Below are 13,744 nucleotides of genomic sequence, written 5' to 3'. Positions count from 1 at the left end.
TGCTCCCGATCGTCGGCACCGTCAGCGGAGGAACGCGGCGGCGACCCCGGAGTCCACCGGCACGTGCAGGCCCGTGGTCCGCGACAGCTCCCCGCCGGCGAGGGCGAAGACCGCGTCGGCGCAGTGCTCCGGCAGGACCTCGCGCTTGAGCAGGGTCCGCTGGGCGTAGTACGCGCCGAGCTCGTCCTCCGGCACCCCGTACACCGCCGCCCGCTTGGCGCCCCAGCCGCCGGCGAAGATGCCCGAACCGCGGACGACGCCGTCGGGGTTGACGCCGTTGACACGGATCTGGTGCTCGCCGAGCTCCGCCGCCAGCAGGCGCACCTGGTGGGCCTGGTCGGCCTTCGTCGCGCCGTACGCGACGTTGTTCGGGCCGGCGAACAGGGAGTTCTTCGAGCTGATGTAGACGATGTCACCGCCCATGCCCTGCTCGATCATGATGCGCGCGGCCTCCCGGGAAACGAGGAAGCTGCCCTTCGCCATGACGTCGTGCTGGAGGTCCCAGTCCTTCTCCGTCGTCTCCAGCAGCGGCTTGGAGATCGACAGGCCCGCGTTGTTGACGACGAGGTCGACCCCGCCGAAGGCGAGGACGGCCTCTCGCATCGCGGCCGCGACCTGCTCGGCGTCGCTGACGTCCGCGGCGACGCCCACGGCCACGTCTGCGGAGCCGATCTCCTTCGCCGCCTCCGTCGCCTTCTCGAGGTCGAGGTCGGCGACGACGACGCACGCGCCCTCCGCCGCGAGCCGCCTGGCGGTGGCCAGCCCGATCCCCGACGCGGCGCCGGTCACGAGCGCGACCCGGGTCGCCAGCGGCTTGGGCTTCGGCATGCGCTGGAGCTTGGCCTCCTCCAGCGACCAGTACTCGATGCGGAACTTCTCGGCCTCGTCGATGGGGGCGTACGTGCTGAGCGCCTCCGCGCCGCGCATGACGTTGATCGCGTTGACGTAGAACTCGCCAGCGACTCGGGCGGTCTGCTTGTTCGCGCCGTAGCTGAACATCCCGACGCCCGGCACGAGCACGATGGCGGGGTCCGCGCCGCGCATCGCGGGGCTGTCGGCGCTCGCGTGCCGGTCGTAGTAGGCGGCGTAGTCGGCGCGGTAGGCCTCGTGCAGCTCCCGCAGCCGCGCCTTGACGTCCTCCAGCGGCGCGGTCGGCGGCAGGTCGAGGACCATCGGCTTGACCTTGGTCCGCAGGAAGTGGTCCGGGCAGCTCGTGCCGAGCTCCGCGAGCGCCGGGTGCTTCTCGCGGCTCACGAAGTCGAGGACGACGTCGGAGTCGGTGAAGTGCCCGACCTGCGGGCGGTCGGTAGATGCGAGCCCCCGCAGCAGCGGCGCGAGCGCGGCCGCGCTCCGGCGGCGCTCGGCCTCCGGCAGCGGCTCGTAGCCGGGCAGCACCGGCCCGAACGGCTCGGCCGCCCCGTTGGCGTCGATGTACTCCTGCGCGGTGGTGATGATGCGCAGGCTGTTCGCCACGCACTCCTCGCTCGTGTCCCCCCACGCGGTGATGCCGTGCCCGCCGAGGACCACCCCGATCGCGCCGGGGTTCTCCGCCTTGATGCGGGCGATGTCGAGCCCGAGCTGGAACCCGGGGCGGCGCCAAGGGACCCACGCGACCGCGTCACCGAAGACCTGCTTCGTCAGCGCCTCCCCGTCCGCCGCCGTCGCGATCGCGATGCCGGCGTCGGGGTGCAGGTGGTCGACGTGCGCGGCGTCGACGAGCCCGTGCATGGCGGTGTCGATGCTCGGGGCCGCGCCGCCCTTGCCGTGCAGGCAGAAATCGAACGCCGCGACCATCTCGTCCTCCCGCTCCACGCCCGGGTACACGTCCACCAGCGCCCGCATCCGGTCCAGGCGCAGGACTGCGAGACCCTTCTCCGTCAGCGTGCCGAGGTCACCACCGGAGCCCTTGACCCACAGCAGCTCGACGTCGGAGCCCGTGACCGGGTCCGTCGTCGTGCCCTTCGCGGAGGCGTTGCCGCCGGCGTAGTTCGTGTTCTTGGGGTCCGCGCCGAGTCGGTTGGAGCGGGCGACGAGGTCGGCGACGGCCGGGTGCGTTCTCATGCGGGGATCAGTCCTCCTGTCGGTCGAGCGGGATGAGAAGGAGAAGCAAGGGGGGGACGCTCAGGCGCCCCAGCCGGCCTGCGTGCCGCCGACGCGCTCCGCGTCGACCGTCTCCTGGTAGCCGGAGGCGGCGTAGGCGGCGAGAGGGTCCGCGGGCAGGCCACGGGACTCGCGCCAGTCCGCGAGCAGCGGGCGCACGTCGGTGTAGAAGGCGTCCATGAACACCTCGTGCGCCCCCAGCACGTCACCGGCGGCCTGCGCCGCACGCAGCGCGTCGGTGTCGACGAGCAGCGCGCGGGCGGTCATCTCCTGCACGTTGAGGACGCTGCGGATCTGCCCAGGGATCTTCCTCTCGATGTTGTGGCACTGATCCAGCATGAACACCACCCCGCTGGCCGGGTCCAGTCCACCGCCGCGGACCACCTCGTACATGATCCGGAACAGCTGGAACGGGTCCGCCGCGCCGACGATGAGGTCGTCGTCGGCGTAGTTGCGGGAGTTGAAGTCGAAAGACCCCAGCTTCCCCAGGCGCAGCAGCTGCATGACGATGAACTCGATGTTCGTGCCCGGCGCGTGGTGCCCGGTGTCGAGGCACACCACCGCCCGCTCCCCCAGCGCGCTCACCTGCGCGTAGCTCGTACCCCAGTCCGGCACGTCCGTGTGGTAGAAGGCCGGCTCGAAGAACTTGTACTCCAGCACCAGCCGGTGCTCCGCATCCAGCGCGGCGTAGATCTCCGCCAGCGACTCCGCGAGCCGGTCCTGCCGGGCGCGCATGTCGTCCTGCCCGGCGTAGTTCGTGCCGTCCGCCAGCCAGATCTTGAGATCCTGCGACCCCGTCGCCCGCATGACGTCGATGCACTCCAGATGGTGCTCGATCGCCTTGCGCCGCACCGCGGTGTCGGAGTGCGACAGCGACCCGAGCTTGTACGCCTCGTCCTGGAACGTGTTGGAGTTGATCGTCCCGATCCGGACCCCGTGGTCCTCCGCGTGGGCACGCAGCTTCCCGAAGTCGTCGACCAGGTCCCACGGGATGTGCAGCGCCACCGCCGGCGCCAGACCCGTGTGCGCGTGCACCTGCGCCGCATCCGCCACCTTCTCGAACGGGTCCCGGGGCACCCCCGGCTGCCCGAACACCCGGAACCGGGTACCGGAGTTCCCGAACGCCCACGACGGCAGCTCGATCTCCTGGGACGCGAGCCGATCGAGCGTGCGCCGCGTGCGCTCCTCGTCGATGAGGGTCATGGCCTGGCCTCCGTGAGCACTGGATGAAACGTTTCATTACACGCTAGGCTGCGCCTCGTGACAGCGTCAAGCACGCGGCGGCTCCGCCGGTGAACCCACGCCCGAGCGTCAAGGACGTCGCCGTGGCTGCCGGTGTGTCGGTCGGCACCGTGTCGAACGTCCTCAACCGTCCGGACCGGGTGTCCGACCACACGCTCACGCGCGTCAGGGATGCGATCGAGCGGCTCGGCTTCGTGCGCAACGAGTCTGCTCGCCAGCTGCGCACCGGCGCGGGTCGCGCGATCGGACTCGTCGTCATCGACGCCGCCAACCCGTACTTCGCCGACGTCGCACGGGGCGTCGAGGACGTCGTCCAGGACTCCGGCGGCGTGGTCCTCCTCGGGAACGCCGCCGGGCGACCCGAGCGGGAACAGCGCTACCTCGAGCTCTTCGAGGAGCAGCGCGTGCGAGGGGTGCTCATCGCCCCCAGCACGGACGAGTCGCCGCCCCTCGAGGGCCTCACGCGGCTCGGCATCCCCGTGGTGTTCCTCGACCGTTACCCCGACGGTGCCCCGTTCTCGTCGGTGAGCGTCGACGACGAGGTCGGCGGCCGCCTGGCGGCCGAGCACCTGCTGGCTCGCGGTCACCGTCGACTGGCGTTCGCCGGCGGGCCCTCGTCGCTGCGGCAGGTGCGGGAACGTCGCGCCGGCGCCGAGGCGGCGGTGACGGCCCACGCTGGCGCCGACCTCCTCGTGCTGTCCACGGAGGGCCTGACCACGGACGCCGGTCGCGGTGCGGCCGAGTCCATCGCCCTGCTGCCGGAGACGGAGCGGCCCACCGGCGTCTTCGCCGCGAACGACCTCACCGCCCTGGGACTGCTCCAGGGCCTGCTCCGACACGGCCTTCGCGTCCCCGAGGACGTCGCCATCGTGGGATACGACGACATCGAGTTCGCCGGTTCCGCGGCCATCCCGCTGTCGTCGGTCCGCCAGCCCCGGGAGGAGCTCGGTCGTACCGGTGCCCAGCTGCTCCTCGAGCAGGTGCAGGCCGCCGACGAGGGCGAGCGGCGCCCGGTTCGGCAGGTGCGGTTCGAGCCGGACCTCGTGATCCGCCGCTCGAGCGACGCACGGCGCCACGACTGACCTCATCCCTTGACGGCACCGGTGGTGAAGCCGCCGACGATCTGCCGGTTGAACAGGAGGAACACCACGAGCGGCGGGATCGTGATGATGAGGATGTTGGTGAAGAGCAGGTTGTACTGCGTGGAGAACTGGCTCTGGAAGTTGTAGAGCGTCAGCTGCACCGTCGCGTTGTCGTCGCCCGGCAGGAAGTACAGCGGGTGGACGAAGTCGTTCCACACGACGACGGACTGCACGATGATCACGGTGAGGACGACCGAACGCAGCAGCGGGAAGATCACCTGGAAGAACACCCGCAGCGGCCCGGCACCGTCGATCGTCGCGGCCTCGTCGAGCTCCCTCGGGATCGTCGACATGAAGGCGCGGAACAGCAGGATGCTGAACGACAGTCCGAAGGCGACCTCGACGAACACCATGCCGGTGAGGGTCCGGAACAGGCCGAGACCCTGGAGGACCCAGATCGTCGGCACGACCGCAGGCGGGATGATGAGCCCGGACAGCACGAGGAAGTTGATGAACCCGGTCCACCGCGTGGTGCGGCGCTGGAGGACGTAGCCGACCATCGCGGCGAAGATGATCATCAACGTGACGCTGGCGACGGTGAGGATCGTGCTGTTGATGAGGGCCGTGACGACGATGTAGTCGCGGGTCTGGATCGTGTCGACGACGTTCTGCCACAGGACGATCTCCTCCGGCCACGCGAAGGAGAGCTGGTTCGCGTCCTGCCGCGTCTTGAGGGCCTGGACCGCGATGAACGCGAACGGGACGACGAAGACGACGAGGCTGACGACGACGGCGATCGAGCCGACCACCCAGCTGAAGACGCGCTGACGGGTGCGGCTGCCGGTGCGGATCCCGGCTTCGGTGGCCCGGCTGCTCACAGGTCCTCCTGGCGCTTGTTGAGCCACCACGACAGCGGCACGACGATGGCGGTGACGACAGCGAAGAGCACGACGTTGCCCGCGGTCGACAGGCCGTAGAAGCCGGCTTGGTACTGCTTGTAGATGACGGACGCGATGACGTCCGACGTGAACCCGGGCCCGCCCCGCGTCATCGCCCAGATGAGGTCGAAGGACCGTAGGCCGCCGATGAGCGACAGGATGATGACCGTCGCGGTGGCCGGGCGCATGAGCGGCAGCGTGATCGTGCGGAAGCGCTGCCAGGCGGTCGTGCCGTCGACGGCCGCCGCCTCGAGGTAGTCCCGCGGGATGGACACGAGCCCGGCGATGTAGATGACGGTCGCGAGGCCCACCCCCTTCCACACGTCGACCGCCGCGACGGACAGCAGCGCGAGGTCGGGGTCGGTGAGCCAGCCGGGTCCGTCGACACCGAAGACGGCGAGCGTCGTGTTGATGAGCCCGTCCTGCGGGTCCATGAGGACCTGGAACGTGATGCCGACGCCGATGGTGCTGACGAGCACGGGGAAGAAGACGACGGACCGCAGCCAGCCCCGCGCGACGATCTGCGAGGTGAGGAGCACCGCGAGCGCGAGGCCGAGGACGACCTTCGCCGCCGAGGTCACGGACCCGTAGACGAGCGTGTTGACGAGACCGGTGACGAGGGCCGGCTCCTGGAAGAACTGGACGAAGTTGTCGAACCCGATGAACTCCTGGTCGAAGAGCGACCAGCGCGTGAGGCTGAAGTAGAAGGAGAAGAACGTCGGCGCGAGGAACAGGACGCCGTAGACGATCGCCGCGGGGAGGTAGAACCAGAACGGGTAGGCGCTGCGGGCGTGGCTGCCGCGCGGGCGGCGGTGCTTCCTCGGCCCCTGCGCCTCGAGGGCGGCGTCCCTCGATCGGTCGGCGGTGACGGTCATGGGACACCCCTCCTCGGGCGGCGGACCTGGTGGTGCACGGCCGGCCCGGTCGAGTGCCCGACCGGGCCGGCCGTGGTGGGTGGATCAGGTCACCAGCCCTCGATGCCGAGCTGCTGGGCCTGCTTCTCGACGTCCTCGTCGTAGAGGGCGGCGCCGTCCTCGGCACTGCGGATGCCGGAGCCGACCTCGACGGTGATCTGCTCGAGAGCCGGGCCCTTGATGGGCGACAGGAACTCCAGCGCGGGGCTCGTCTGGCCCTCGGTGTCGAAGTAGGCCTGGAGGTCCTGCACGGCGTTCGGGACGTCGGCGGGGAGCTCGCAGCCCTCCACCGCGTAGGGGCCGGTCGGCTGGGCCGCCGCGGTCTGGACCTCGCACGCCTCGGGACTCGCGACGAAGCCCATGAAGTCGAGGGCGGCGTCACGCTCGGCACCCTCCGTGCTCTGCGGCAGGTACATGCCGCCCGGCGTCCACACGGTGAGGCCGTAGCTGTCGGCGTCGTCGCCGGGCAGCGCGGCGAAGCCCACGTCCTCCGCCTGGTCGGGGAAGTTCGCGACGAGCTCGCTGACGGCGAAGCTCAGCATCGGGTAGTGCACGCCTTCCCCGGTGGCGATCTTCTCCAGGCCCTCGGGGTACGTCGCCGAGGCGAAGTCCTCGTTGAGGTAGCCGGCGTCGTACACCTCCTGGAGGTGCTCGAAGCCCTGGATGGCCGACTCGTCGCTCGCGTACTTGACCTCGTTGGCCGTGTACTGCTCGGCCCAGTCGGGGTTGTCGGCGAGGACGTTGTGGAAGTCGCCGAGGACGAACAGCTGCGAGGTCCAGGTGTCCTGGTAGGTCTGCACGACGGGGGCGGCGTCGGTCTCGGCCGCGATGACCTCGTTGTTGGCCATGAACTCCTCCCACGTCGTGGGGACGTCCAGCCCGAGCTCCTCGTAGATCGCCTCGTTGTAGAACATGCCGCCGGCCATGTTGCTGCCGACCGGCGCACCGAAGACGTCCTCGTCGGCGCTCACGGCCTGGACGAAGGCGTCGTTCAGGTTGTCCACCCACGGCTGGTCGGTGACCGGCACGAGCGTCTGGCTGGGGTTGAGCGCTGCGAGGAGGGAGCCGGAGTTGTAGAAGAAGAGGTCCGTCATGTCGCCGGTCGCGAGGCGGGTCTTCACGATGTTGTCGCCCTCACCGCCGCCCGGGCGGGTCTCGACCGAGAACGTGACGTTCGGGTTCTGCTCGGTGTAGGCCTCGGTGAGCCCCTCGAACAGCAGGAGGCTGTTCTCGGCGTCGTCGATGAGGATCGAGAGCTCGACGGGCTCGGCCGAGCCGGCGGCGTCGCTGGCGTCGCCTCCGGATTCGGAGCCGGCGTCGTCGCCGCAGGCGGCGAGGGCGAACACGGGCGCGAGCAGCGCCGCCGTCACGGCCGCGGCGCGGCGGGAGATTCGCGTTGGGATCATTGGTGTGTCCTCCACCCAGGTCGACGTCGACCCGCTAGTGAAACGATTCATTCCGACGGTAGACGGCGCTGAGGTGCGTCGTCAAGAGGTCACAGGCGCCCGTAGTGAATGGATTCAGTCTCGATCCGGTAACGACCCGCCCTCAGGCGTCCGCGTGGGCAGGCAGGATCGTTCGGAGCCGGTCGGCGAGGGGGCCGTGCTCCCCGATGCCCATCGGTCCGAGCAGCGCCGGCGCGAGCGCGTGGATCGACGACCCGAGGTAGGGCCGCACCCGTGCGGCCGCAGCGGCCTCGTCGCCGACGACGTCGAGCTCCTGCGCCGCCGAGACGACCCGCTGCCACAGGTGTTCGTCGTCGAGGACGTCGCGGACGGTGGCGGGTGCCGTCGGCGCGCTGTCGACGCAGGGGTCGGGCACTGCCCACTCGTGGCGGCCGTGCCGGACCCTCGTCGGTTCGCCACCGGTCAGCGTGACATCGGCGGTGGCCCCGACCGGCACCTCGAGCCGGACGTGCACCGTGCCGGCCTCGCGTCGCCACGCCACCTCCGCGGGGCCGTACGGCGTCTCGTGCCGCGCTGTCACGTGGTCGAGGTGCGGGGTCGGCACGGGACGGACGGCGATCCTGCGGTAGCCGGGCGCCGCGGGAGCCAGCCCGGCGACGCGACGGTGGAGCCAGTCGGCGACCGCGCCGAGAGCGTAGTGGTTGAACGACGTCATCTCACCGGGGTTGATGGTCCCGTCCGGGAGCATGGAGTCCCAGCGTTCCCAGACCGTGGTCGCGCCCATCGTCACCGAGTACAGCCACGACGGGCAGCCGGTCTGCAGCAGCAGCCGGAAGGCGAGGTCGGCGTACCCGGTGTCGGTGAGGGCGTCGGTGACGAGCGGGGTCCCGACGAACCCGGTGCTGATCCGGAAGCCGGAGCCGCGCACGAGGTCGGCGAGCCGGTCCGCGGCGCCGCGACGGGCCTCCTCGGTGGGGAGGAGGTCCCAGCACAGGACGAGCGCGTACACGGTCTGGGCGTCGGACAGCACCCGCCCGGACGCCGTGACGTACGCCTTCTGGAACGCGGCCTTCGTGCGCGCCGCGACGTCGTCGTAATGGGCGGCGACGTCGTCCTCCCCCACGAGCCGCGCGGCCCGGGCGGTGAGCTCGGCGGAGCGGACGAGGTGGGCGGTGGCGACGACGTCCGGGTCGGCCTTCGCGTCGAACGGGGCGTGCGGGGAGGCGGTCGGGTCGAGCCAGTCGCCGAACTGGAACCCGCCCTGCCACAGCCCGGACTCGTCGGTGAGGGAGACGAGCTTGTCCGTCCACGCCCGCATGCTCGGCAGCTGGCGTCGCAGCACGTCGACGTCGGCGAAGCGCTCGTGGAGGACGGTGGGCACGACGGCGGCGGCGTCGCCCCACGCGGCGGCCGCCGCCTCCTCGCCGCGGATGACGTCGGGGACGACGAACGGCACGCCGCCGTCGTCGAGCTGGTCGGCGGCGAGGTCCTGCAGCCACGTCGAGAGGAAGCCGGCGCAGTCGAAGAGGTAGCTGGCGGTCGGGGCGAAGACCTGGATGTCGCCGGTCCACCCGAGTCGCTCGTCGCGCTGCGGGCAGTCGGTCGGCACGTCGAGGAAGTTCCCCCGCATCCCCCATACGACGTTCTCGTGGAACCGGTCGAGCAGCTCGTGGCCGGAGGAGAACCAGCCGGTGCGGACGAGGTCGGAGCCGAGGACGACCGCCGTGAGGTCGTCGGGCCGGAGGTCGTCGACGCCCTCGACCTCCGCGTAGCGGAACCCGTGAAAGGTCAGGAGCGGCTCGAGGACCTCCTCGCCCGCCCCGGCGCACGTGTAGGTGTCGGTCGCCTTCGCGGTGCGCAGCGGTCGGGTGCCGAGCTCGCCGTCCTCCAGCACCTCGGCGTGGCGGACGACGACGCGCTGCCCGGCGCTGGTGCCGCGGGCGCGGAGGCGGATGCGGCCGACGACGTTCTGACCGAAGTCGACGAGGGTGCGACCCGACGGCGAGGTGAACACCTCGACGGCGGGGAGCTCGTCGGTCACCCGGACCGGGGGGCCCTCCGGAGCGACGAGCCGGCTCAGGGGCGCGTCGGTGTCGTCGAGGACGTCGACAATCCCGTGGTCGGCGTCGGGGTCCCCCAGCAGGGGGATGCGCAGGTCCTGCTCCTCGCCGTCGTAGAGGTCGTCGGCCAGGACGCCGCTCGGGCGCCAGCCCCAGGACCCGTCGGTCCCGACGACGTGGACACGGCCGTCGGCCGTCGTCACCTCGAGCTGCAGGAGCAGCGCGAGGCGGTCGCCGTAGAGGCCGCGCTGCCCGAGGAACCCGAGCCGACCCCGGTACCAGCCGTTGCCGAGCAGCACCTCGACGACGTTCTCCCCGTGGGAGACGAGGTCGGTGACGTCGTGCGTCTGGTAGCGCAGCCGGTGGGAGTAGCTCGTCCAGCCCGGGGCCAGCTCCTCGTCGCCGACATGGCGGCCGTTGACGTGCGCCCGATAGACGCCGTGCGCGGTGGCGCGCAGCCGGGCATGCACGACGCCGTCGGGGAGGGTGAGCCGTCCGACGAGGACGGGCGCAGGGCCCTCCCCCCCGGCCGGGGCCCCCGCGGGCGAGACGAACCGTGCCGACCAGTCCTCGACCCCCAGCAGCCCGGCCTCGACGGAGGCGGGGTCGCTCCACCCGCTCCAGTCGCCGTCCGAGGCGCGGACGCGCACTCGCACCTCGGCCGCCTCGCCGGACGACAGCGGCGCCGCGGGCCACGGGATGAGTACCTGCTCGTCGGACTCGACCACGTACGTGGCGGTCTCGCCGCTCCGGCTGAGCTCGATCTCGTAGGCCGCCTGGCTGTAGTCCGAGGGGGCCTCGAGGACCTTCCACGACAGGCGTGGCTCGGCGCTGCCGATCCCCAGCGCAGGTCGCCCGGCGGGCAGGTGGTCGAAGCGGACGTCGACGGGTGCCGATGGCGCAGGCATGCAGCGCTCCTTAGGGTGCGGCGGAGGACGAGGCTCCGGGGCGGTGGACGCAGTGAAACGATTCAGGCCACAATGGCCCGCATGACTGGGCACGTCAAGGCCGCCGCATGAGGATCGCGTTGTTCGTCACGTGCCTCGCCGACACGGTGGCTCCTGAGGTCGGCGTTGCGACGGTCCGGTTGCTCGAGCGTCTGGGTCACGAGGTGGTGTTCCCGCCCGAGCAGACGTGCTGTGGGCAGATGCATGTGAACTCCGGGTACCCCGCGATGGCGCTGCCGCTGGTGCGGCGTTACGTGGAGACGTTCGAGCGGGCGCTGGGTGAGGGTCCCGACGGCGGCGCGGAGGCGGTCGTGGTGCCGTCGGGGTCGTGCACCGGGTCGGTGCGTCACCAGCACGCCGACGTCGCCGAGCAGGCCGGCGACACGGCCCTCGCCGCGCGCGCTCGAGCCGTCGCCGCGCGGACGTTCGAGCTCAGCGAGCTGCTCGTCGACGTGCTCGGGGTGACCGACGTCGGCGCCTGGTACCCCCACCGCGTGACGTACCACCCGACGTGCCACTCGCTCCGGATGGCCCGGGTCGGCGACAGACCCCTGCAGCTGCTCCGGGCGGTCGGAGGTATCGACCTCGTCGAGCTGCCGGGGGCCGAGCAGTGCTGCGGGTTCGGCGGCACGTTCGCGGTGAAGAACGCCGACACGTCATCCGCGATGCTCGCCGACAAGTGCAGCGCGATCTGCTCGACCGGGGCGGAGGTGGTGTCGGCCGGCGACGCGTCGTGCCTGCTCCACCTCGGCGGGGGCCTGTCCCGGCTGTCGACCACGCGTGGCGACGGCACCCCCCGTGCGGTGCACCTCGCGGAGATCCTCGCGAGCACGCGCGCCGACCGGCCTGAGCGGGTGACGGGGTGACGGGATGACGACGTTCCTCGGGATGCCCGCCGCTCCCCCGCCTCCGGCCTCGTCCGGGTCGCACCTGCGGGGCACCGACTCGTTCCCCCACGCCGCGGCGCGCACGCTCACCGACGACCAGCTGCGGCGCAACCTCGCGCACGCGACGACGACCATCCGTGGCAAGCGCGCGAGGGTCGTCGCCGAGGTGCCGGACTGGGAGGAGCTCCGGCTCGCCGGAGAGGCGCTCAAGGCCGACACCATGGCCCGGCTGCCCGAGCTGCTGGAGCAGCTCGAGGCCGCCGTCACCGCCCGCGGCGGTGTCGTGCACTGGGCCCGCGATGCCGAGGAGGCCAACCGGATCGTCGTCGACCTGGCCGGGGCGGCGTTGGACCGTCACCCGCAGGCGGCGCGTGAGGTCGTGAAGGTGAAGTCGATGGCGACGCAGGAGACGCGGCTCAACGACGCGTTCGAGGCCGCGGGCATCACCGCGCACGAGACCGACCTCGCCGAGCTCATCGTGCAGCTCGGCCACGACGAGGGCAGCCACATCCTCGTGCCCGCGATCCACCGCAACCGCCGGGAGATCCGCGAGATCTTCCTACGGGAGATGCCGGACGTCGACGAGCTGTTCCCTGAGGGCCTGACCGACGAGCCTCGGGTTCTCGCCGAGGCGGCCCGGCTGCGCCTGCGCCGCACGTTCCTGCGGGCGAAGGTCGCGATCTCGGGTGCGAACTTCGCCGTCGCCGAGACCGGCACCCTGTCGGTGGTGGAGTCCGAGGGCAACGGGCGGATGTGCCTCACCCTGCCCGAGACCCTCATCACCGTCATGGGCGTGGAGAAGCTCGTGCCGACGTGGGCCGACCTCGAGGTGTTCCTCCAGCTGCTGCCCCGCTCCTCCACGGGCGAGCGGATGAACCCGTACACGTCGATGTGGACGGGTGTCACACCGGGCGACGGGCCGCAGGAGTTCCACCTCGTGCTCCTGGACAACGGCCGCAGCCGGGTCCTCGCCGACCCGCGGGGACGTGCCGCGCTGCACTGCATCCGCTGCTCCGCCTGCCTCAACGTGTGCCCGGTGTACGAGCGGACCGGCGGGCACGCCTACGGCAGCGTGTACCCCGGCCCGATCGGCGCGGTGCTGTCGCCGCAGCTGACGGGAGTGACCGACGACGCCAGCGCGTCGCTGCCGTTCGCCTCCAGCCTGTGCGGGGCGTGCTTCGACGCGTGCCCGGTCCGCATCGACATCCCCTCGATTCTCGTGCACATGCGCGCGCAGGCCGTCGACGCCCACGCCCGTGACGTCGACCACGTCGCCGAGCGCGCCGGCATGGCTACGGTGGCGTGGCTGTTCCGGGACCCGCGTCGCCTGCGCCTCGCCCAGCGGCTGTCGCGGCTTGCGGGCCTGCTGGCGCGCCTGCAGGGTCACCCCCGGCACCTGTCGTGGCTGCCCGGCCCCGGCCGCAGCTGGACCCGCACCCGGGACCTGCCCGTCCCCCGCGGCAGCTTCCGCGACTGGTGGGAGAAGGAGGGCCGCTCGTGAGCAGCCCGGGCGCGCGCGAGGAGGTCCTCGACCGGCTGCGCTCGGCGCTCGGCGCCGACCACCGCGACGCCCCCGGCCCCGTGCCGCGCGACTACCGCCGCCGCGACGGCCGGGCCGCCGGGGACCCGGGCCTGGTGGACGTGCTCGTCGACCGGCTCGAGGACTACAAGGCAGGCGTCCACCGCTGCACGCCCGAGGAGGTGCCCGCCGTCGTCGCGCGGCTGCTGCGCGAGCGGCGCGACCACCCCGCCCGAAGCCTCGCTGTGCCGACGGGCCTCGACATGACGTGGACCGCGGCCGCGACCGGGGTCGAGGTGCGCCCGGACCACCCCGCCGCCCCGATGCCCCTGTCGAGGCTCGACGCCACCGACAGCGTCCTCACCGCCTGCGCGGTCGCCGTCGCCGACACCGGCACGATCGTCCTCGACGCCTCACCCGACCAGGGCCGCCGTGCGCTCACCCTGGTGCCCGACCACCACGTCGTCGTCGTCCGCGCCGACCAGGTCGTCGGGCTCGTCCCGGAGGCGCTGGCGCGGCTCGACCCCACCAGGCCGCTCACGTGGATCAGCGGGCCCAGCGCCACGAGCGACATCGAGCTCGACCGGGTCGAGGGCGTCCACGGCCCGAGGACTTTGGACGTGGTGGTCGTGGACGGCCGCGCGTAGCG

Annotated in this window: 10 protein-coding genes; 4 read left to right on the top strand and 6 right to left on the bottom strand. The window is 71.8% G+C overall.

Annotated features, from left to right (window positions below):
- Positions 1-21: 21 nt before the first annotated feature.
- Entirely contained in the window at positions 22-2,061 is a 2,040-nt protein-coding gene (locus WAB14_RS00590; RefSeq protein ID WP_340266374.1) for a bifunctional aldolase/short-chain dehydrogenase, read from the bottom strand.
- A 60-nt stretch (positions 2,062-2,121) separates the two neighbouring features.
- Complete coding sequence (gene rhaI / locus WAB14_RS00585; protein WP_340266372.1) at positions 2,122-3,303, bottom strand: L-rhamnose isomerase; 1,182 nt, start codon at positions 3,301-3,303, stop codon at positions 2,122-2,124.
- Between the two features lie 89 nt (positions 3,304-3,392).
- Between rhaI and WAB14_RS00580 the strand changes: the two genes are divergently transcribed.
- Complete coding sequence (locus tag WAB14_RS00580) at positions 3,393-4,424, top strand: LacI family DNA-binding transcriptional regulator (RefSeq protein WP_340266370.1); 1,032 nt, start codon at positions 3,393-3,395, stop codon at positions 4,422-4,424.
- A gap of 2 nt (positions 4,425-4,426) precedes the next feature.
- Here WAB14_RS00580 and WAB14_RS00575 read toward each other — a convergent pair whose 3' ends face one another.
- From WAB14_RS00575 to WAB14_RS00560, 4 genes are all read right to left on the bottom strand, one after another.
- Positions 4,427-5,302: a carbohydrate ABC transporter permease gene (locus WAB14_RS00575; protein ID WP_377002184.1), complete on the bottom strand. Its 876-nt coding sequence runs from the start codon at positions 5,300-5,302 to the stop codon at positions 4,427-4,429.
- Positions 5,299-6,237, bottom strand: a complete 939-nt coding sequence (locus WAB14_RS00570; RefSeq protein ID WP_340266368.1) for a carbohydrate ABC transporter permease — start codon at positions 6,235-6,237, stop codon at positions 5,299-5,301. The genes WAB14_RS00575 and WAB14_RS00570 overlap by 4 nt, the downstream gene beginning before the upstream one ends.
- Before the next feature lie 89 nt (positions 6,238-6,326).
- Complete coding sequence (locus WAB14_RS00565; protein ID WP_340266366.1) at positions 6,327-7,682, bottom strand: ABC transporter substrate-binding protein; 1,356 nt, start codon at positions 7,680-7,682, stop codon at positions 6,327-6,329.
- A gap of 142 nt (positions 7,683-7,824) precedes the next feature.
- Complete coding sequence (locus WAB14_RS00560) at positions 7,825-10,650, bottom strand: family 78 glycoside hydrolase catalytic domain (RefSeq protein WP_340266364.1); 2,826 nt, start codon at positions 10,648-10,650, stop codon at positions 7,825-7,827.
- A 107-nt stretch (positions 10,651-10,757) separates the two neighbouring features.
- Between WAB14_RS00560 and WAB14_RS00555 the strand changes: the two genes are divergently transcribed.
- Genes WAB14_RS00555 through WAB14_RS00545 form a run of 3 tightly spaced genes read left to right on the top strand, consistent with a single transcriptional unit; the run spans position 10,758 to position 13,742 of the window.
- Positions 10,758-11,555 carry a (Fe-S)-binding protein gene (locus tag WAB14_RS00555; protein ID WP_340266362.1) on the top strand — a complete coding sequence of 266 codons (798 nt, stop codon included), beginning with the start codon at positions 10,758-10,760 and terminating at the stop codon, positions 11,553-11,555.
- Between the two features lie 4 nt (positions 11,556-11,559).
- Positions 11,560-13,077: a lactate utilization protein B gene (locus WAB14_RS00550; protein ID WP_340266360.1), complete on the top strand. Its 1,518-nt coding sequence runs from the start codon at positions 11,560-11,562 to the stop codon at positions 13,075-13,077.
- Positions 13,074-13,742, top strand: coding sequence for a LutC/YkgG family protein (locus WAB14_RS00545; RefSeq protein ID WP_340266358.1), 669 nt, complete (start codon positions 13,074-13,076; stop codon positions 13,740-13,742). The genes WAB14_RS00550 and WAB14_RS00545 overlap by 4 nt, the downstream gene beginning before the upstream one ends.
- Positions 13,743-13,744 lie beyond the last annotated feature (2 nt).

The sequence above is a fragment of the Aquipuribacter nitratireducens genome, assembly GCF_037860835.1.
Taxonomy (GTDB): domain Bacteria; phylum Actinomycetota; class Actinomycetes; order Actinomycetales; family JBBAYJ01; genus Aquipuribacter; species Aquipuribacter nitratireducens.
Note: the sequence above shows the minus strand (reverse complement) of the source record. Positions and strands in the feature narration are given on the sequence as shown.